Genomic DNA, 18462 nt, shown 5'->3' on the forward strand with positions numbered 1-18462 from the left:
GCGCGTCCTGCTTTGGAATGGGCAGCCCTCACTCAAAGAAGCACTTGAGCAGATATACCGGGAGAGGGCCGGAACTGGCCTTGTAGCCGGACTTTTCTCGGTGAATAGTCGTTATGAAGTTGCAAAAACTTAAGCATCCCCTCATAAATTACTTTCGATTGCGCTGTGATTGATCAAGACGAAGAGGTACAGCTTACTTTCGACAGCATTTCTGCTTTGAACATGAATGTTCGTAACGGAGAACGCTATGGCGCCAGACGTCGGGGTTGATCGACGACACGAGCTTGTCAGATTTGCCGCTAGGCCAGGGACTGACGCCCTGTATTCTTTTTACGATTGGTCATTTCTCTTAGTTGACTGCTCAAAACAGTTCTCGAGCCTGTACGGTTTGGATGAGAACTCCTCTCTCACGCTTCAGCATCTATACCCAGGCATTCTGCGGATCGACGCGGCCGCGTGGCAAGATGTCAGCGATACAATGGGTCATTTGGTTTTCGAGTTACCCGAGGAGAATGAGGTAAAACGAACCTTGTTCATGGTGCCATCACCGCAAGGCATTGCGGCTCTGGAATTCCGAGATATCCCACATGTTCGAAAAGACGACGATCGCGCCGTTCTGCTTCATCAGGCGACCCACGATCCCCTGACAGGTCTGCCTAACAGAAGAGAATTTGGCTCGCAATTGAGTGCTGCTCTAAAGCATCGCGACAGTAGCATACTCGCCTTGATGCAACTTGATCTCGATGACTTCAAGCCGGTCAACGATACGCTTGGGCATGGTGCTGGGGACATTGTTCTGAGGGAAACGGCTGATCGCCTGAAAGCATCTCTGCAACTCGGCGAGACCGCTTACCGCTTGGCCGGCGACGAGTTTGCAGTCATCAAACAGCATTGCGGTACCAGGAAAGCCGGGGAAGACGCGGCCGAGCGCTTGGTGAAAGCTTTTCAGCGACCGTTCGAGGCTTACGGTATCACCTTGTTCGTCGGCGCAAGCGTTGGCGTCGCATTTGCCCCAGAAGACGGTGAGGACACCGAAGGGCTGATGAAAGCGGCCGACGTAGCCCTCTATGCGGCGAAGAAAGACGGGCGGGGCAGAGCGTCCATTTTTGAAGCAGGTATGCTGCAAGTGCTTGAACAGCGGGAACTTCTGCGTAGAAGCTTGAGGCTGGCTTTGCAGCGCGAAGAATTCTTCGTTGAGTACCAACCAATTACAGGGCCGGGTCGAAACATCACCGGCTTCGAAGCTTTGCTACGTTGGCGTCATCCAATGCTCGGAGTGATACCTCCGGTCGCATTCATAACTGTGGCCGAAGCAGATGGGTTGATGCCGGAAATTGGACAATGGGTGCTCGAAACCGCTTGTAGGGCGGCTCTAACATGGCCAGATCACCTGACTGTAGCCGTGAACGTGTCGCCCGCGGAGTTCCTGACGACGGGAATTACCGACCGCATCTCAGCGGTTTTGGACGAAACTGGCCTTCCTTCTGAAAGGTTGGAATTGGAGATAACAGAAACTGTCCTTCTGGAGCGGACAACCAACAACTTGGATACGTTGAACACTCTGAACATCCTGGGGATCAAGATCTCACTGGACGACTTTGGAACCGAGTATTCATCACTCAGCTATCTCAAGAATTTTCCGTTCGATAACATCAAAATCGACAAGTATTTTATCTCCGACTTATCGACAGATTTGAACAGTCAGACGATAGTGAAATCCATCATTGGAATGGCCCATGGGCTGGACATGCGGGTAATTGCCGAGGGAGTGGAGACATTAGAGCAAGAGCTGTGGCTTTGGGATGCCGGCTGCGACCTCATTCAGGGCTACGCCATTAGCAAACCGATGCCAGCGGAAACGGTAGCCAACTACCTTAACAGCGCTTTTCAGACTGATCATATCCAAGGTGGGGTAAGGAATGAATCTTAGAAGTTCCAGCTCAGATGAAACGCCGGATGGCGTCGCCGCAATGCTCGCCGTGGAAATGGATTTCGCAATGTTCAGTTCGGACTGGGCAAACTGCGACCGCCTTTCAGATTATGTTGCCGCAATGATTAGCCGTGATCAATCTGATCCCGTGCGGTACGCCAATGTTTTTTCGTCAGCCGTCAATGAGCTTTTGGAGTATTCGTTTCGAATTGGGACTGGATGCGGCAGGCTGCTTTGCGAAATTAGCAGGATAGGTGAAATTGACCGCGTGGCCTTAAGTTTCCCGAGCGTCGAGGCGGCGCGAAGTCGAGTTTTGAGCCAATTGGCCGCGAGCGTATCGGTAGACGTCGCCCCCAGGTATCTGGAGATGCTGCATGGCTATCACGCCGTCGAGCCGGAGGATGCGCTGCTGGGCCTTAAGGCAAATTTCGACGCTTCCATCACTGCTGGAAGAGGTCGTGATGATTCGCTGACTATCGTCGCCGATATACCGACACAGGGCCTGATTAATTGAAAAGGGTTACAGGTCCAGGGAGTGCCGCTTACGATAACGGAGCGAATGAGCTTTTGCTCACCGGCACGCTGCGTCCCTACAACCCCAACGATCTCAATGAGATCATAGCAGTACTCGAACACGGCATCGCGAGTGCACCAGGCACCTTTTACGTCAACGTCAAAAGACTGGTACACATCAACACTACGGCATATCGAACGTTGGCGGGACGGATCCTTTTTGCGTGCCAGTCGAAACCGGACTTGCGTGTTGTCATTGTGACCTCAAGCGTTGTGGCTTGGTCGACAAAACTATTCAGCCACCTTGTAGGTCTCCACGAAAATATCAGTCTGAAGGTTTACGATTCAGCTTTTTATCCAGGGCAAACCTTTGTCGAAAACGAGAGCTTTATCCCAATTCTTCGGACCCAAACCAAGATGACATGGAGGCACGAGCAGCCGATCCTGGCGCGTCATGGCTTGGTTCCGGGCTTGGCGGTTGCCGATATCTGCTGCGGAATCGGTGACTTTGCGGTTCTTCTAAAGAAAGAGTTTAGGCCGTCGCGTCTCGTGGCTCTCGACCATTCAGCGGCGAGCCTGGCTTATGCGAGACGCGTTGTATCTGAAATTGGTGTGCAAGGGATCGAATACACCTATGGCGATGCTTCCCAAATGCTGCTTGAGGATAACTCGTTCGACTTTGTCACGTGCCGGCACTCGCTCCAGATATTTGACCGGCCCGAGGTACTTCTGAAGGAACTTTTTAGAATTTGTAAGCCAGGTGGTCGGGTCTACATCACTAATGAGAAAAACTCCCATTGCGTGGGTGAACCTCGCTCCGAGAGTATCCAGTGGACATACACCGAGGTTGCTAAGCTCTTTGCGTTTTTTGACATGGACGTAGAAATGGGGCCGAAAGGGATCCGATTGCTCGCGAATGCGGGATTTGATCAGATCCAGATGGAAAGCTTCATGGTTACAAACCACGAAGGCGATCCCCAAGACTTCGCGGATGTCATCTCTGCCTGGGAAAATGTGTATGCGGGAGAAATGGCCGTTAAACGAGGCGATACTCCGGAATTCATAGACCGTTTTCGAAAAGGCTTCCAAGACCACATTTTTGCAGCTCTTCATCCGAGCGGATACGCAGGGTGGCCGATCTGGGCGGCATCCGGGCGGAAACCGCTATGAGTAACGGAGCTGGCGCCGAGCGACGTTTAGGTTTGGGATCATTCCGCGCCAAGTTTGTCTTGGTGGTAGGTGGAGCCGTCCTTTTCGACCTGCTGGTCAGTGGCGGGCTTGCACTTTGGAATGTTCGCCAACTTTCAAATGATGCCACCGAGGAAGTTGGCAGAGGACTGAAACGGGCAAATGAGGACTACATTCACTCGTACGCTGACGCCACCGCTGCTCGGGTCAACCTGGTGCTCGACCAGGTGGACGCGAATGTCAGAGCGCTCGCGGGCGTTCTACAAACGCAAATTGATGATCCCGCGTATGCAGGAGTTGGCTCAACTGTATCTCTCAGCCACCCTGGCTCAACGACGGTTGAGTTCAATCCAGCGGGCGGATGGGCCCAGAATGCTCCCGGCGCGACATCAGTCGTTAGCGTGTGGGGATACCTGCTTGGAGCCGATCATCAGCCGTTGCCAGCGGTACTCGACGAGATAAAGAAAAGCGCGGCGTTCGATCTCGTCGCGGGCAGCTTTTTGCATAGCGGGCCGCCGAAGCTGCAGATGTACTTCATAGGCCCAAAGGAACGCCCGATATTTCGGACGTCGCCTTACACAGACCAGGCACAGACTTTTGACCGTTTGTACCCCGGTCACAATACCCAGAACTTCTGGGACTTTTTCTTTCCTAAACTCTATGAGAGCTGGGAAAGTTGGGCGAAATCACCCGAAACGCGCCCAGTGTCTGACGATATCACCCGCACGGCTCCATACACAGACGCAATCACCGGCAAGCTGATTGTCAGCTTCTTCCATCCGCTCTGGACCGCAAACAAGGTTGGTGTGGCGGGAGCTGCGGGCGCCGATATTACACTGGATCAGCTCGCGGAAATTGTGGAGAACGTCAAGGTCGGCCAGAACGGCTTCGGGTTCCTTGCGTCTTCCGATGGGAACGTGATCGCGATCAATCCGGCCGGAGAAAAAACCATTGGGCTTCAGATGTCAAACGACGCCGGGAAGGAAGGCGTCACCGGACTGGACCGCTCGCTGAGAAAAAGCCGTCAGAAAAGCATTTCCACCCTGGATCTGGGACGGAACAGTATTCTTCAGCGTATTGTGTTGGACGATGCCGGCGCGGATGTTCCTTATTTGGTGATTACTGAAAAACTAAAGCCGAGTAATCTTTGGGGTACTGAGGGTGTAACTTCGGAAGTGATGTCACTTGGTATCATTGTACCTGAGCAGGAAATCTATGCATCGTTGTTGGCGGCGCAGGACAAAATCCAGGACGCCAGCAATCGGATCGTTTTATACCAGCTGCTTGCAATTTTGGTTTCATTAGCAATCGTAACAGCAGCCGTACTGGCAGCCTCTAAACGAGTTACCGCTGGGATTACCGCCCTTGCGGGGGCTGCGCGGCGGATACAAGAGCGGGATTATTCAGTTCGTGTGGCGATCTCCAGCAATGACGAGGTTGGTGAGGCCGGGGTAGCTTTCAACCGCATGGCCGAAGAGATTAGATACAATACCGAAAACCTTGAAAGACTGGTGGAAGACCGGACGCACGAAATCGAGAAGGCGAAAACTGAAATAACCGTGTTGAATGCGAAGCTCTCCGTTGAGAACGAGCGTTTAGGAAGCGAACTGGCGGTGGCAAAGCAAATTCAGCTTATGGTGCTTCCTCGCCAAGCCGAGTTAGCGGATTTTCCCCCAATCGAAATGGCTGCGTTTATGCGACCCGCCGATGAGGTGGGTGGTGACTACTACGATGTCTTGAAGGACGGTTCGCGCCTCAAGATCGGCATAGGAGACGTAACCGGGCATGGCTTGGAGAGTGGAGTGCTCATGCTGATGGTGCAGTCCGTCGCCCGAGCGTTGCAGGATGCCGGCCAAACTGACCCATCTCGGTTTCTGAGCATCCTCAACAAAACTATTTTCAAAAACATAGAACGGACTGAAGCTGACAAGCATCTAACGCTAGCGTTCCTCGATTATGAGGATGGATTTGTAACGATTTCCGGACAGCATGAGGACGTCATCGTCGTCCGGCGCAGTGGCGAAATCGAGAAAATCAACACAATCGACCTTGGTTTTCCTATTGGCATCCAGGCGGATATTTCCGCTTTCATCGACACCAAGAAAATCCCATTCAATACGGGGGATGTCATAATTCTCCACACCGATGGTGTCACTGAAGCGGAAAACCCCGCTGGAGAGCTCTTCGGAATTGAACGCCTTTGCGAAGAGGCCGCTCGCCTTCACCTAGAAACCGCCGAAGCTATCCTGGAGGGGATCTTGAAAAAGTTGATATCATACATTGGAATACAGAAAGTCCACGACGACATCACTTTAGTCGCGCTAAAACACAGGTAGATCATGGCACGGACCATTTTTGGAACGGCCTCGCTGGCTCGGAGACACGAATCCGGCCCTATGCGAATAAACCTTGCGGGCCGCATTCTTCAGGTAGAGTGGAGCCATTCTGGCCTTACCGCCGACTACATAGCTGAGGCGGTATCTGCTCGATTTAAGGGATCGAAACAGGTTCATAATACCGTCCGCCACGAGATTGGATTTCTCGCCAACGAGCTGATCGAAAATGCCATCAAGTTCGGATCGGGAGAAAGTATCGGCGTTGAGGCTTCCGTTGAAGATGACACATTTCGGATATCCGTCACGAATATTGCCTCGGCTGCGCTAATGCCTAAGCTCATCAACCTACTGACCGAGCTTTCATCTGGGGAGCCTCAGGCTATGCTCCTTGAACAGCTCGAAGCAAATGCGCTCGAGTCTGAATCGAATGCGTCAGGTCTTGGGTTGCTGACCCTCCTTGCCGACTACGGTGCTCGAATGGCATGGCAGATCGAGGATTTGCCGGGAGAGGTTTCCACAAAAATTTCGACACATGCCGCAATCACGGTCCCCAATCACGAGGCGCAGCACCATGGAAGTTAAAGCAGATACTTATCGCGTCTGGTCTGAGCGCTCCACTGTCTTTTTTGACGGTACAATGCGTCTCTCTGGCCCAGATGCGTATGCCCCGGTTTATTCCTTGGCATCCGGTCTGATAGCTAGCGAAAATTCAGTCGTGTTGGATCTTACCAACCTGGTATTCCTGAACTCTTCCGGGATAAACCTGCTTGCCAAGCTTACAATTGAAGCACGCAACAAGCCGGATGGTGCGCTTGCCGTAAAAGGTAGCAGCTCCATCCCATGGCAGTCGAAGTCTTTGCCAAACCTGAAGAAGCTGTATCCCGCGCTTACGTTAACGCTTGCATAACTACGCCGCCTCGTTGACCTCGACACTTTCTCCTTCCCAAAATGCGGTTAATCTGAATCTCTATGGCAAACCTGAGGTTTACGATGCAATCAGGGATTTCGTTACGTGAAGATTTTGATGGAGAACGCCTCCGGCGGCTGGCGCGGCAGACGAAGGATGCAGCCCGGGTGCGACGCTTGTTGGCGCTCGCCTCGATCTACGACGGCGGCACGCGATCACATGCCGCCCGTCTCGGCATGTGACGCTCCAGATCGTTCGGGACTGGGTCATGCGCTTTAACGAACGCGGCCCTGCTGGACTGGTCAATGGCAAGGCTCCCGGTTAGCAGTCGCGGATGAACGATCAGCAGCGTGCGGCGCTTGCGCAGGCCATCGAGCGTGGTCCTACGCCCTATCTCGACGGCGTTGTTTGCTGGCGTCCGTGCGACCTGGCTCAATGGCTTTGGGAAGAGTTTCGCGTTTCTGAATGTTTGGGAACTCTCGATCTTCGGGCAAGTGGTCGTCATACGGTCAGTTGAGGGCGCCCTCGAGCGGGTTTGTAACCGCTGATCTACACCACTGCCGGGGCACGATCCGTGCCGGGTCCTGCGCGCGCGTTGCGTCTCATCCGTTCGTTTTTTCATACTTGGAGGGGCCAAAGTTCGACAACATAACGGGGCAGCCGATCTCATATCCGGCAGATCTCATCCAGAGCGGTCTCTACAAGCTCGGCGGATTCCGTGGAATCGGTTTTTCGCAAAGTGGGGCCATATTCAGCCATTCCTCCATATCGTGTCGCTTCGTACGCTCTTTTATAGGAATCTTAATTTCAGAAGACAGAAGTCCTGGCAATCGCCGCCCCAGAGTGATCGAAAAACGACGATCTGCTGCTATCGAGATGGATGCCAACGGTCTCTCCGATGCGAAAAGCGCTATTGGCAGGCGCGCTGACATTTATAAGCCCGAGCTTGGGATTGCGCACGAACACCGAGGTGTTGCCACCGAGGTACTCGTTCGCCTCGACCGTGCCACGGCAGTGGCCGCTCTCCGGGGCGACCAGTGATAGATGTTCGGGACGTGCGCCGATTTGCTCCGGGGCGGCGTTGCCAGTGAGCGGTAGCTCCATAATGCCTTCACCCGACAGATCAAGCAGACCGTCGCCGTTCCTTCGGCAGGGTAGAACGTTCATCTTGGGGCTACCGATAAATTGGGCGACGAACAGGTTGGCAGGCTTCTCATAAAGCTCGTGCGGGGTGCCCTGCTGCATGACGCGGCCGTCTTTCAGCACGACGATGCGGTCGGCCAAGGTCATCGCCTCAACCTGGTCGTGGGTGACGTAAATCATGGTGGCGCCGAGCGTACGGTGAAGCTTGGCGATCTCGAGCCGCATGTCGACACGCAGGGCTGCATCAAGATTGGACAACGGCTCATCGAACAAAAAGCCGACCGGTTCGCGCACGATTGCACGGCCGATGGCGACGCGCTGTCGTTGGCCGCCGGAAAGCTCCTTCGGATAGCGGTCGAGCAGTGGGGTCAACTTCAGCGTATCGGCCGCCGTATCGACTTTGGCTTTAATCGTTCTGGTTGAAAGCTTGGCCAGTTTCAGGCCGAAGCCCATGTTCTGGCGAACGGTCATATGCGGGTAGAGGGCATAGGATTGGAACACCATAGCGAGCTTGCGCTCTACTGGGGAGGCCAAGGTGACATTGCGCCCGTCGATGAGGATCTGGCCGGAGGTCGTCTGCTCCAACCCTGCAATCATCCGCAATAGCGTGGATTTGCCGCAGCCGGAGGGACCGACGATCACGACAAATTCGCCGTCGGCGATCTCCAGGTCAAGATCCTTGATGATCTCGACTGCGCCATATTGCTTGCCTGCCTTGCGTAGCGAAATCGTACCCATGGTTTTCTCCTGAAAAGAGGTCAGCCCTTGACAGCGCCGGCCGTCATCGACCCGCTGATCTGGCGATACATGATGAGGCCGAGCAGGACCGGCGGCAGTGCGCCGACAATCATGACGGCCGACGCGACACCCCATTGCACGCCGCCGCCGCTGGCAGCGAAGAAAAACGAGGCGCCGACGGTGATCGGTACTGCCTTCGACGTGGTCAGCATCAGGCCGAAGAGGAATTCATTCCATGCGGTGATGAAACCGAAGATCAGGCTGGTGACGATGGCCGGACGGCAGACTGGGGCAATGACGCGCAAAAGGATCTGCGTGCGGCTGGCACCGTCCATCAGGGCCGCTTCATCGAGTTCTGCCGGCAGGTCGCGGATGGCGTTCACCAGGATCACCAGGGCCAGCGGCAGGTTGACGATCGAAAGGATCAGGCCAAGCCCGAGACGGGTGTCCAACAGCGCCAGCCACTGGAACATCATGTAGAGCGGGATGGCAAAGATGATCAGCGGCACGGCGCGCAGATTGACGATGAAAGGCAAAAGCGTGCGTTCGCCAAGCTTGCCACGTGCAATCGCATAGGCTGCCGGAAGGGCGAGAACAACGGCAAGCGTGGTGCCGATGAAGGCAACTGTGATGCTGTTGAAAAGGTAGAGGAAGATGTTCAGCCGGTCGGAGACCTGGAAAACTGCGAGATAGTTTTCGAGTGTCGGCGCCTGTACCCATAGTCCGGGATTGGTCGACAGCTCGCGCGTGCTCTTGAACGAGGTAACGAGCGTCACCAGGATCGGAAAATTCATCGCAACGGCAGCAATAGCGAAGACAAGCCAGCGGAGCGCATTGATCATTTGAGTGCTCCCTTGCGGCGGCTGGCTATGACATTGAGGCCGTAAAGGACGACGAAGGATACGACAAACAGGATTACGGAAGCCGCGACGGCTTTGCCGATGGCGCCCTGCTTGAAGAAGGCTTCGTAGATGTAGATCGACAGCGACGCCGTGGAGCCGCCGGGACCGCTGCCGGTCAGAACGTAGACATTGTCGAAAACCCGGAAACCATCGATAAAGCGGATGAGCAGCGCAACGGCGATCGTCGGGGCCATCAGCGGCAATTCGATGTACCACAGCAGGCTCCAGCGCCTGGCGCCGTCCATCGCTGATGCCTCGACGACCTCGGTTGGGATCGCCCGGTAGGCCATGTAGAACAGCAGCAAGGCAAACGGCGTCCATTGCAAGGTTTCCACGACGATAAGTGTCCAGAATGCGGATGTCGGACCAAGGAACGACAGGCTGGCGCCGAACCAGGACCACAGATAGTAGGGCACAGGACCGGCGAATTCATGCAGGACGAGACGGTACATCAGGCCGACAAGGGCCGGCGCCACCATCAGCGGCAACATCAGGATCGCCATCAGCCAGCTGCGTTTTTGGATCAGCGGCGAGAGGAAGATTGCGAGGAACAGTCCGAGCCCACATTCGAGCACGGCGGTGAGCGCGCCGAAGCGCAGCGAAAACCAGGTCGCCCGCCAGAATGCGCTGTCATTCCAGACAGCGGCGAAGTTGGAAAGGCCTGTGATTTTGGGCTGACGCAGCGTCTCGAACGACACGTCGGAGATCGAATAGATCAAGTTGACAATCGCCGGGAAGCCTAGGAATACCAGCAGAAACAGAACCAACGGCGTAGCCAACAGCCGAAATTCCGAAGAAGGAGCGCGCTGCGTGTTCATCGAGCCGGTCTCCCTCTGGTGGCGACTGCGTAAGCGATCATCTGGGCTTTTCCGTTCGGTAAAATTGCCTATACGCCCAACGCCACTACGTCAGGTCCTTGCGGGGCATGCTGGCGGCGATCATCCGCCGCCAGCAATTCACGCTACTTGAGCAGCTCGGCCATGCCCTTTTCAGTATTGGCAAGCGCGTCGTCTATCGACTGCTGGCCCGACCAGTAGCCGGTGAACTCCTTGGCCTGGAGTTCGTAGACCGACAGCGCCTTGGCAGAGGTGCCACCGTTCATGACGTAGCCGTATTTGGAGGCGAATTCGCCGAGCTTGACGAGATCGGGGCGCTCCTTGGCGACTTCGGCGACGACTTCCGGCGTCAGCGCCGGGGCGCCGTTGTGCCCGGCGTATGTCAGGGCAGCTTCCTTCGAGGAAAGCCATTTGATGAAAGCTTGGGCGCCGGCCTTGTTTTCAGCATTTTTGTTCAGGCCAAAGCCGAGGCCATGGATGTGAGTAAATCGCCCTTCGGGGCCGGCGGGCGGAGCAACCGTGTCGGTTACTTCTGCGACGGTTGGTGACTTCTCCTTGCTGGTCAGATCCGAGGCAGCGGCATTCCACTGCATCATGGCAGCGACCTGCCCGGAGGTGTAGGCAGCATTGGCTTCGGCAAACTCGTAGGACAGTGAATCGCGCGGCGTTGCACCCGCATCGTAGAGCAGCTTGTAAGTTTCGAGACCCTTGCGATAGGCCTCGGAATTGACAGTGATCTTTCCGGCATCATCCATCCAGTTGCCGCCATAGGCACGCGGCAAAGACTGGAACACCATCATGTTAAACAGCAGGTTCTTCAACTGCAAAACCGTTCCGTAGCGTGTGGGGCTGTCGGGATTGACGGCTTGGGTGAAATAGAGCGCGGTCGCAGCGTAATCGTCCCAGGTCCATTCGTCCGGGCTCTTCGGCTCCAGTTTCTTGCCGAGGTGCTTTTCGGAGATCTCCGCATACCTCGCCTTGGCAGCGTCGTCCTTCATCAGGGCATCGATCAGGTCCTTGCGGTAATACATGAAGTGCAGAGAAAGGTCGGTGGGGACGCCGAACTGCTTGCCTTCGTATTGCATGGTCTTGAGCACGGAATCGCCATAGACCGAAGCTGCTTCGCCCGACAGTTCGACCGGCTCCATGAACGGCGCGTAGCGGCCGATGGAATAAGTTGCGAGCAGATTGACGTCGAAAGCCTTCGAGCCGGCTGCAAGGTCGGCCTGAAGCTTGTCCCAGAAGCCGTCGCGGTTGAAGAACAGCAGCTCGACCTTGTCGTTTTCAGCGACACCGGACTTGGCGTTATAAACGTCTGTTGCGGCACGCAGTGCCGTTTCTTCAGGCCCGCCTGGCCAGCCGAGCACTGTCACCTTGGCGAAGGCGGGGCTTGTCAGAAGATTGGCGATGGCAACCGCGAGGAGGCCGCCCTTCCTGATTGTCGTCAATGTCATTTTAGTTCTCCTCTATATTGGTTTTTTGCTAGATCGGCGATGCCCACGACGCCGGCTCTTTCCCCGAGAGCGGCGGCATGGATTCTCGGTGTGAGCCGCGGCGGCAGGCCTTTAAGCGCCTGCCGGACGGTGTCGAGATAGGTCGGAGCAAGCCCGATGCCGCCGCCGATGACGATGCGGGGAGGATCGAGTGCGAGATGGATATTGCGGCAGAGCTGGGCAGTTTGGCGTGCCGACGTCTTTATGATGTTGCCTGCCCATTCGTCGCCGGCGGCTGCAGCCTCGAACACGTCGCGTGCGGTGGCGCCCGGGTAATATCCGGCGGCCTGGCTGGCGATCCAGTGGCCCGAGACCTGATCCTCCAGCGTGCCGGCCACATCGTCGGCAACGCGGAACTGTCCAAAATGACCGGCGAGCCCGAACATCGGCTTGCCATTGATGACGATGCCACCGCCAATACCGGTGGAGATGGTCAGGAAGACCATGTCTTCGTTTTGGCCGGCACCGAAACGGTGTTCTCCCCAGGCAGCGGCCTGGGCATCGTTGGCGGCGAGAACCGGCACGCCTGAAAGCTGCTTGATCGCCTCTTCCAGTGGAAACTGGTCGGGTATGTCCAGGGTGTTGCGGTTGAGCGCCGACCAGTGACCATCATCGATGATCCCGGTGGCCGCGGCGCCGATTGTGGCGTATCGACCTCGCCAGGATGCAATCGCTGCAAACAATGCCTCAAGCCACTGTGTGGGCTCACCCTGGCGCGGCGTCGGCATCTTGTGGGTGTCCAACACTGCGTTGCCGCGCACCAATGCGGCAAGCATCTTGGTGCCGCCGATGTCGAGTGCGAGAACAGTGTCTGGGGACGCCATGTCAGTCACGCCTTGGTTAAGGAAAGGGTTTCGTCGAGGGCGGCGCGGAACCACGAGGTGACATGTTCCGGCCGGGTAATGGCCGAGCCGACGACGACCATGAAGGCACCACTCGCAAGGGCTTTCGAGGCCTGCTCGGGTGTGCGCACATTGCCTTCGGCGATGACGTGAGGCGTGAGCTTCGAAGCTGCCGCGATAAGCGCGAAATCGGGCTCCGTAGGCTCAACGGGACCGGTGTATCCGGCAAGCGTGGTGCCGACGATCTCGGCGCCTTCGGCCAGCGCCTGTTCGGCATCTGCCAGGATCGAGCAATCGGCCATTGCGATGCGGCCATGGGCATGGATGCGGTCGATCAGCGTCTTGGTATCGACCGGGCGGATGCGCTGGGTGGCGTCATAGGCGATGATATCGGCTCCGGCCGCGGCCAGTGCATCGACATCTTCAAGCCATGGCGTGATGCGCACCGGCGTGTCATTGAGGTCGCGCTTGACCAACCCGACAATCGGCTTGTCGGTGGCTCCGCGGACGGCGCGGACATAGTCTGCCGACTCGATACGAAGGCCAGCAGCGCCACCATCCAGCGCCGCCAGCCCGAAGCCGACGACCATCATGGCGTTGTCCATCGCGCCGCCCTTCACCGGCTGGCACGATACGATCAGTCCATTCTTCAAGGCTTGAATGTCAAGCGGCACGTCCGGCTCTCCTGTTGTGCTATCACGGTAACAGGACAAGACCAGATTGCAACAGGACTTTAACTGGTATTATCGCATCAACTCAATGACGAAGTCGTAGACGTCGCCGCGATATTTGGTCTGCGTGAACTCAACAATCTGGCCATCGGCAAGGAAGCAGCGCCGCTCCATGATCAGCAGGCTGGCATCTTCGGGCGTTCCAAGCAGGCGGCGTTCCTCGTCGCTTGCGGGCTTCGCCTGCATGCGCTGCAGGGCACGGACCGGCAATGCACCGTGGGCTTCGAGATATTCGTAAAGCGAGGCCCGGATCGCCTGCGGATCTGGGACGAAGCGGGCCGGTAAAGTCGCGATTTCGATGGCGATAGGGGTATCGTCGGCTGTACGCAAGCGCCTGAGACGGACGACCTTTTCGCTGCCGGAAATACCCAAGGCCATCATTTCCGCCGGCGATGGACGTGAAATATCGCGTGAAATCCAGACGCATCCGGGTTCCAAACCGCGCGAGCGCATGTCCTCGGAAAAGCTTGTCATGGTCGCGAGCGATTTCTCCAAGCGTGACGAGACGATAGTTTTGGCGCCCTGACGTCGGTCGAGAAAACCATCGGAGACCAATCCGTCTATCGCTTTGCGCACGGTGACGCGAGAGATGCCGAGCGCCTCACATAACCTGCGTTCACTGGGGATGACGGCGCCACGCCTGACCCGTGCCGCACCGATCGCCGCCTTGATGGCATCTTCCAGACGGCGATAGAGTGGCTCTCCACTTTCGCCTGCCAGCGCCTGCAAAAGAAAGTCGAGAACTGCCTTATCGTCCATCGGAACACCCCACCTGTAAGCGAGCTTCCTTATGCGAAATTTTTTTTTCGAGGTAAACTGGTATTGTTCTTGTGGGCTATCCTTGACCTGAAAAAGTTATTTGTTCTGCCTTTTTTGAGTTCGGCCAATTCGATCACTTAGGTGACGCCGTTTGACCGACGTTTGTGCTTTGATAGCGAAGAACTGGTCCGGGCACTCCTCGCGTTCACGGACATCCCGTTGTGGTGATGTAAAGCAACGCATTCGCGACCTCCCGAAGATCGGTGCTGCCCAGCCGCGTCGGTTCAGGCAGGGGAGGCGAGATCAATCCCCATCCCCCATCCGTCAGATCGCACACCGCATTGCGTGTCGGGCATATTACCGACGGGCGAAATCAGTCCAGCCCATTGTGGTCTCCGTTCGTCCTAAGCAAACAAAGAGAAACTCAACTGGCTGATTTCACTCAACTATTTTTCGGCCAGGCTCTTACGCATCGTACCGCCGCTACACCTTGCTTCAGAAAAGAAAAAACGGGCCGACGGAAAACCGCAGCCCATAAAGTGTGAAGGTCATGAACCTCCAGAGGGAAACAGCTGCTGCGGCGGAACTGGGAGGAAGCCGCCATGTGCATCAGCTGAAGTCTGTATGCACACATCACGATGCACTTGATTGTTGTGCAGAGCAGCAATGCGTTCGTGGCTTGGATGACTGCGATCCCTCGCGCCGGCTTTTTTTGTTTCGATACGCCATTCAAGCCAACGTTACCAGGTGATCAACGGCGACTTGCGCAGCCACCCATCCATTGTGATTTGATCCAGCACGAAGGTCGCAACACCTTCACGCGAGATGGAGCCGCCATGGAAGTCGCTCAGGTCGGTAAGTGCTCGGATTGCTTTCTGCCCAGGCTTGTTGTTGAGGTTCGACGGACGAACAATGGTCCATTCCAGATCGCCGCCCTTGATGATTGCCTCCTGACGGTTCTTGTCGGCATAAACCTTGCGCAAGAGCAGCGGGAAGATCACCTTGTCGAATAGAAACCCGCCATGGCCTGCGCTATCGCCGGCGCCAATGCCGGTAATGGCGACGAGGCGCGAGACGTGCTCCGCCTTCATGGCGTTGACGAGCGCCCGGGTTGCGGTCGAGAGAAGGGTGACTTCACGAAACGGGCTTACGGGTGTCCCGAGTGCGCTGATCACCGCATCTTGGCCTATTATTGCCTGGCGCAGCGCCTTCTCGTCTCGTGCGTCGCCGATAACGAGTTTCGCTCCCTTGAGATCGGTCGCTTTTTCCGGCGAACGCACCAGTACGGTGACATCATAGCCGCGGCTCACAGCCTGGCTGACGATATGGCGGCCGGTTGGGCCGGTGGCACCAAGAACCAGGATCTTTGGTGCGGCGGAGAAATGAGCGTCGGTGATGGAGGTGGTCATGGTTTCGGTCCACTTGAAAGCAGGGCGCCTCTCAAGAGGCCGCCCTGTAGGGTTCGTTGCTTGGGATGATCAGAGCCTGCCCTCTGCGAGCAGTTCGCGGGTCCGCTTCAGTGTCGACAGAAGGGCCGATTCGTAACCCTTGTCACTGTCAAACTGCGTCTGCTCTGCCTGTTCCTCCGGACCATCAGGCGCCTTGCCGCGTAGGCCGATGTAGCAGTAGAATTTCAGCTGCAGGGCGCCATCTTCGTCCTCGAACAGCTCGTTGACGATTGCGCCTTCGCGAGGTCCAGTCGCTTGGAAAAAGGTGACTTTGCTCTGCGGCTCAAGAGTAATAATTTCACGAAGGTCAGAGCCAGCGATGGTAGCTTCGCGCACGAAGTGCGTAGCACTTTCCTCCACGACGTCGCAGCGGATACAAAGGCCGGGTGGAAGGAACAGGCGCGCATCGCGCGCCTTCAGCTCCAGGCCCTTCCAGACCTGCTCCCGGGTGAGTTTTGTTTCGCCTTGCGGATTTACCGGAACGGTTGCAGTCGAATAGATCATGATGATGGTCCTTGTTTGAAACTGTGGGCGCCTGCCTCAGGCAGAGGCAGTGGTTTCGAAGGCAAAGTCGCGATAGGAGCGGAGCGGACGGCCAAGAAGCGTCGTCAGGCGCTCAACGTCGCCACCTTCGGGCACCATGCCATCAGTCAGGAATCGCTCACCCATCATGCGCATGTCGTAGGCCATCCACAAAGGCATGAACTGCTTGAGGTTCTGCTCGAAGGCTGCCGTATCGTCACCGCCATAACTGATTTGACGGGCGAGAACGTCCGACCAGATGGTGGCAATATCCGTTCCGGTCAGTGTCTCGGGGCCGACCACATTGATCCGGTTGAGCGGAAGCGGCTGTGCAGCCTGTTCGCGACGCAGCAGCTCAAGGGCGGCGATCTCCGCGATATCGCGGACGTCGACCATGGCGAGCCCCTTGTCGCCGACCGGCATCGGGTAGACGCCGTAGCCGGTGATGGCATCCTTGATCATCAGATCGTTCTGGATGAAATAGGCGGGGCGCAGGATGGTGGCGTGAAAGCCCATCTGCTCGATCATCCGCTCGACGCCGAACTTGCCCGCGAAATGCGGCACGTTCACGTAGACGTCCGGGTGGATCACCGAGAGATAAACGATGCGTTCGATGCCAGCTGAGCGCGCAACGTTGAGCGCGATCAAAGCCTGGGTGAATTCGTCTGGTGCTACAGCATTCAGCAGGAAGAGCGTCGAAACACCGTCAAAGGCAGCGCGAAGCGAGTCAACGTCGAGGAAGTCACCTTTGGCGACGGCAACGCCTGCCGGGAAGTTGGCCTTGGAGGGATCGCGGACGAGGGCGCGGACATCAGCGCCGCGGTCGACGAGGTGCGGAACGACTTGGCTGCCGATATTGCCTGTGGCGCCGGTAACGAGAATGGTCATGGGATTATCTCCGGTTTGTTTGCTTGACACCCCGAATATGGTTGGTTCACTGCTGACCCGATAGACCATCATTTTAGACGCGGCGTCTCAGAGCTGGAACACTTATGGATCTCGTTGCTCTTACCGATTTCAATCTTGTTGCTCGCTATGGCGGCTTTGGCAAAGCGTCGCGGGCCTCCGGGCGGCCGAAGGCGACCCTGTCCCGACGCGTTGCAGAACTGGAGGCTGCGCTCCAGCTTCGACTTTTCGAACGTGGCGCGCGCAACCTCAAACTCACCGAAGAGGGCAGAGCCCTCTACGAGCGGACAGCCGCCCTCCTTACGGAGCTCGACGAAACGGCGGCCGCTATTGCCTCCGGTGCGGAAAAGCCGCGTGGCAGGTTGCGGATCAGCGCACCGCTCCTTTTGTCACAGACTGCCATGGGCAAGATCGCTGCAGGTTTCGCACTTAAATATCCGGACGTGCGGCTGGAAATCACCACGGAAGACCGGGCCGTCGATATGATTGAGGAAGGCTATGATCTGGTCATCCGCGTCAACCCGGATCCAGACGAAGCCTTGGTTGGGCGAGCCTTTCTGCATGACCGCCTGGTTGTCGTGGCAAGCCCCGAACTTCCCCGCCCGGCTGGTGACCAACCCGCGCCGGGCGTCGTGCGCGGAGGCGGCAATCCACAGACCTGGAACATTATGACCTCCAAAGGGTCTGCTAAGATGACGATCGAGCCGGTCCTCGTTTTGTCGTCCCTCATCATGGTCCGGGATGCGGTACGGGCGGGCGTTGGCGCTGCACGCCTGCCGATCTCGTTGGTAAGCCACGATCTTGCTGACGGCACATTGCTGGACTGGGGCGCGATAGAGGGTTCAGAGATCGCGCTGTGGGCGCTTTACCCGTCGCGGCGTCTGTTGAGCGCGCGTGTATCTGCCTTCCTGGATTTTCTAAAGCTGGCCTTTCCCAACGGAACGCCCGATGAACTGGCGGCCTACATCGCCAGATAGTTGCCCGGAACCTGTCGTCATGCGGGCACCTCTCACCGGAACCTTAGTCGTCTCGCCAGTGAACCGCCTTGCGAAAATCCCGCTGACGCTGTTCGTAACGACCCACTGGAAGGGATATATGGACGTCTGCATGACACACGTCGCCAGGCACTTCACCGCTCAAACGGTGGGCGCGCGCCACTCACCTTAATCCCTCCGTGCAACTGCGATTTCTCGAGAATAGGCACCGGGCGGCATTCCCACATGCCGACTGAACGCGACGCTGAAGGCGCTTGCGGAGCCATAGCCGAC

At 56.8% G+C, this 18462-nt stretch carries 17 protein-coding genes and 3 pseudogenes; 9 read left to right on the forward strand and 11 right to left on the reverse strand.

Annotated features, from left to right (window positions below; translation table 11 throughout):
* Positions 1–247: 247 nt before the first annotated feature.
* From ACP7E0_RS25830 to ACP7E0_RS25865, 8 genes are all read left to right on the forward strand, one after another.
* Positions 248–1930 carry a putative bifunctional diguanylate cyclase/phosphodiesterase gene (locus ACP7E0_RS25830; RefSeq protein ID WP_426129086.1) on the forward strand — a complete coding sequence of 561 codons (1683 nt, stop codon included), beginning with the start codon at positions 248–250 and terminating at the stop codon, positions 1928–1930.
* Positions 1920–2444, forward strand: a complete 525-nt coding sequence (locus ACP7E0_RS25835; protein WP_426129088.1) for a ubiquinone biosynthesis methyltransferase UbiE — start codon at positions 1920–1922, stop codon at positions 2442–2444. The genes ACP7E0_RS25830 and ACP7E0_RS25835 overlap by 11 nt, the downstream gene beginning before the upstream one ends.
* Positions 2441–3613 (forward strand): methyltransferase domain-containing protein, encoded by a 1173-nt coding sequence (locus tag ACP7E0_RS25840; protein ID WP_426129089.1) that lies wholly within the window; start codon positions 2441–2443, stop codon positions 3611–3613. The genes ACP7E0_RS25835 and ACP7E0_RS25840 overlap by 4 nt, the downstream gene beginning before the upstream one ends.
* Positions 3610–5967, forward strand: coding sequence for a SpoIIE family protein phosphatase (locus ACP7E0_RS25845; RefSeq protein WP_426129131.1), 2358 nt, complete (start codon positions 3610–3612; stop codon positions 5965–5967). Before ACP7E0_RS25840 ends, ACP7E0_RS25845 begins: the two co-directional genes overlap by 4 nt.
* A 3-nt stretch (positions 5968–5970) precedes the next feature.
* Entirely contained in the window at positions 5971–6549 is a 579-nt protein-coding gene (locus ACP7E0_RS25850) for a slr1658 superfamily regulator (protein ID WP_426129091.1), read from the forward strand.
* Entirely contained in the window at positions 6539–6874 is a 336-nt protein-coding gene (locus ACP7E0_RS25855; RefSeq protein ID WP_426129093.1) for a slr1659 superfamily regulator, read from the forward strand. The genes ACP7E0_RS25850 and ACP7E0_RS25855 overlap by 11 nt, the downstream gene beginning before the upstream one ends.
* 83 nt (positions 6875–6957) lie before the next feature.
* Positions 6958–7116: a hypothetical protein gene (locus ACP7E0_RS25860; RefSeq protein ID WP_426129095.1), complete on the forward strand. Its 159-nt coding sequence runs from the start codon at positions 6958–6960 to the stop codon at positions 7114–7116.
* A 92-nt stretch (positions 7117–7208) separates the two neighbouring features.
* Positions 7209–7391 carry a hypothetical protein gene (locus tag ACP7E0_RS25865; protein WP_426129097.1) on the forward strand — a complete coding sequence of 61 codons (183 nt, stop codon included), beginning with the start codon at positions 7209–7211 and terminating at the stop codon, positions 7389–7391.
* Between the two features lie 290 nt (positions 7392–7681).
* Here the strand turns inward: ACP7E0_RS25865 and ACP7E0_RS25870 are convergent, their stop codons facing one another.
* The 10 genes and pseudogenes from ACP7E0_RS25870 to ACP7E0_RS25915 all read right to left on the reverse strand — a co-directional run bounded on the left by ACP7E0_RS25870 (position 7682) and on the right by ACP7E0_RS25915 (position 17176).
* Positions 7682–8755, reverse strand: a complete 1074-nt coding sequence (locus ACP7E0_RS25870; RefSeq protein WP_426129099.1) for an ABC transporter ATP-binding protein — start codon at positions 8753–8755, stop codon at positions 7682–7684.
* Between the two features lie 20 nt (positions 8756–8775).
* Positions 8776–9597 (reverse strand): carbohydrate ABC transporter permease, encoded by an 822-nt coding sequence (locus ACP7E0_RS25875; RefSeq protein ID WP_426129101.1) that lies wholly within the window; start codon positions 9595–9597, stop codon positions 8776–8778.
* Positions 9594–10475, reverse strand: a complete 882-nt coding sequence (locus tag ACP7E0_RS25880; protein ID WP_426129103.1) for a carbohydrate ABC transporter permease — start codon at positions 10473–10475, stop codon at positions 9594–9596. Before ACP7E0_RS25880 ends, ACP7E0_RS25875 begins: the two co-directional genes overlap by 4 nt.
* A gap of 143 nt (positions 10476–10618) precedes the next feature.
* The gene (locus tag ACP7E0_RS25885) at positions 10619–11947 is read right to left on the reverse strand and encodes an extracellular solute-binding protein (protein WP_426129104.1); all 1329 of its coding nucleotides are present in this window, start codon (positions 11945–11947) and stop codon (positions 10619–10621) included.
* Positions 11944–13433 (reverse strand): annotated as a pseudogene (locus tag ACP7E0_RS25890) (putative N-acetylmannosamine-6-phosphate 2-epimerase). Before ACP7E0_RS25890 ends, ACP7E0_RS25885 begins: the two are co-directional and overlap by 4 nt.
* 138 nt (positions 13434–13571) lie before the next feature.
* Positions 13572–14318 carry a GntR family transcriptional regulator gene (locus ACP7E0_RS25895; protein WP_426129106.1) on the reverse strand — a complete coding sequence of 249 codons (747 nt, stop codon included), beginning with the start codon at positions 14316–14318 and terminating at the stop codon, positions 13572–13574.
* Between the two features lie 211 nt (positions 14319–14529).
* Positions 14530–14660 (reverse strand): annotated as a pseudogene (locus ACP7E0_RS25900) (transposase); the annotation flags it as partial.
* A gap of 398 nt (positions 14661–15058) precedes the next feature.
* Positions 15059–15727, reverse strand: a complete 669-nt coding sequence (locus ACP7E0_RS25905; protein ID WP_426129108.1) for an NAD(P)-dependent oxidoreductase — start codon at positions 15725–15727, stop codon at positions 15059–15061.
* 69 nt (positions 15728–15796) lie between these two features.
* On the reverse strand, positions 15797–16270 hold the full coding sequence (locus ACP7E0_RS25910) for an AtaL-like protein (protein ID WP_426129109.1): 474 nt from the start codon (positions 16268–16270) through the stop codon (positions 15797–15799).
* Positions 16271–16306: 36 nt separating this feature from the next.
* Positions 16307–17176, reverse strand: a complete 870-nt coding sequence (locus ACP7E0_RS25915) for an SDR family oxidoreductase (protein ID WP_426129111.1) — start codon at positions 17174–17176, stop codon at positions 16307–16309.
* Between the two features lie 104 nt (positions 17177–17280).
* Between ACP7E0_RS25915 and ACP7E0_RS25920 the strand changes: the two genes are divergently transcribed.
* Entirely contained in the window at positions 17281–18171 is an 891-nt protein-coding gene (locus ACP7E0_RS25920) for a LysR family transcriptional regulator (RefSeq protein ID WP_426129113.1), read from the forward strand.
* 186 nt (positions 18172–18357) lie between these two features.
* Here the strand turns inward: ACP7E0_RS25920 and ACP7E0_RS25925 are convergent.
* Positions 18358–18462 (reverse strand): annotated as a pseudogene (locus ACP7E0_RS25925) (AraC family transcriptional regulator); the annotation flags it as partial.

The organism is Pararhizobium sp. PWRC1-1, from assembly GCF_049897905.1.
Classification (GTDB): Bacteria; Pseudomonadota; Alphaproteobacteria; order Rhizobiales; family Rhizobiaceae; genus Pararhizobium.

What these genes read in the sequence shown, in the direction of transcription:
- ACP7E0_RS25830 (WP_426129086.1), top strand. Translation starts at nt 248, where the DNA reads ATGGCGCCAGACGTCGGGGTTGATCGACGACACGAGCTTGTCAGATTT.
- ACP7E0_RS25835 (WP_426129088.1), top strand. Translation starts at nt 1,920, where the DNA reads ATGAATCTTAGAAGTTCCAGCTCAGATGAAACGCCGGATGGCGTCGCC.
- ACP7E0_RS25845 (WP_426129131.1), top strand. Translation starts at nt 3,610, where the DNA reads ATGAGTAACGGAGCTGGCGCCGAGCGACGTTTAGGTTTGGGATCATTC.
- ACP7E0_RS25850 (WP_426129091.1), top strand. Translation starts at nt 5,971, where the DNA reads ATGGCACGGACCATTTTTGGAACGGCCTCGCTGGCTCGGAGACACGAA.
- ACP7E0_RS25855 (WP_426129093.1), top strand. Translation starts at nt 6,539, where the DNA reads ATGGAAGTTAAAGCAGATACTTATCGCGTCTGGTCTGAGCGCTCCACT.
- ACP7E0_RS25860 (WP_426129095.1), top strand. Translation starts at nt 6,958, where the DNA reads ATGCAATCAGGGATTTCGTTACGTGAAGATTTTGATGGAGAACGCCTC.
- ACP7E0_RS25865 (WP_426129097.1), top strand. Translation starts at nt 7,209, where the DNA reads ATGAACGATCAGCAGCGTGCGGCGCTTGCGCAGGCCATCGAGCGTGGT.
- ACP7E0_RS25870 (WP_426129099.1), bottom strand. Translation starts at nt 8,755, where the DNA reads ATGGGTACGATTTCGCTACGCAAGGCAGGCAAGCAATATGGCGCAGTC.
- ACP7E0_RS25875 (WP_426129101.1), bottom strand. Translation starts at nt 9,597, where the DNA reads ATGATCAATGCGCTCCGCTGGCTTGTCTTCGCTATTGCTGCCGTTGCG.
- ACP7E0_RS25880 (WP_426129103.1), bottom strand. Translation starts at nt 10,475, where the DNA reads ATGAACACGCAGCGCGCTCCTTCTTCGGAATTTCGGCTGTTGGCTACG.
- ACP7E0_RS25885 (WP_426129104.1), bottom strand. Translation starts at nt 11,947, where the DNA reads ATGACATTGACGACAATCAGGAAGGGCGGCCTCCTCGCGGTTGCCATC.
- ACP7E0_RS25895 (WP_426129106.1), bottom strand. Translation starts at nt 14,318, where the DNA reads ATGGACGATAAGGCAGTTCTCGACTTTCTTTTGCAGGCGCTGGCAGGC.
- ACP7E0_RS25905 (WP_426129108.1), bottom strand. Translation starts at nt 15,727, where the DNA reads ATGACCACCTCCATCACCGACGCTCATTTCTCCGCCGCACCAAAGATC.
- ACP7E0_RS25910 (WP_426129109.1), bottom strand. Translation starts at nt 16,270, where the DNA reads ATGATCTATTCGACTGCAACCGTTCCGGTAAATCCGCAAGGCGAAACA.
- ACP7E0_RS25915 (WP_426129111.1), bottom strand. Translation starts at nt 17,176, where the DNA reads ATGACCATTCTCGTTACCGGCGCCACAGGCAATATCGGCAGCCAAGTC.
- ACP7E0_RS25920 (WP_426129113.1), top strand. Translation starts at nt 17,281, where the DNA reads ATGGATCTCGTTGCTCTTACCGATTTCAATCTTGTTGCTCGCTATGGC.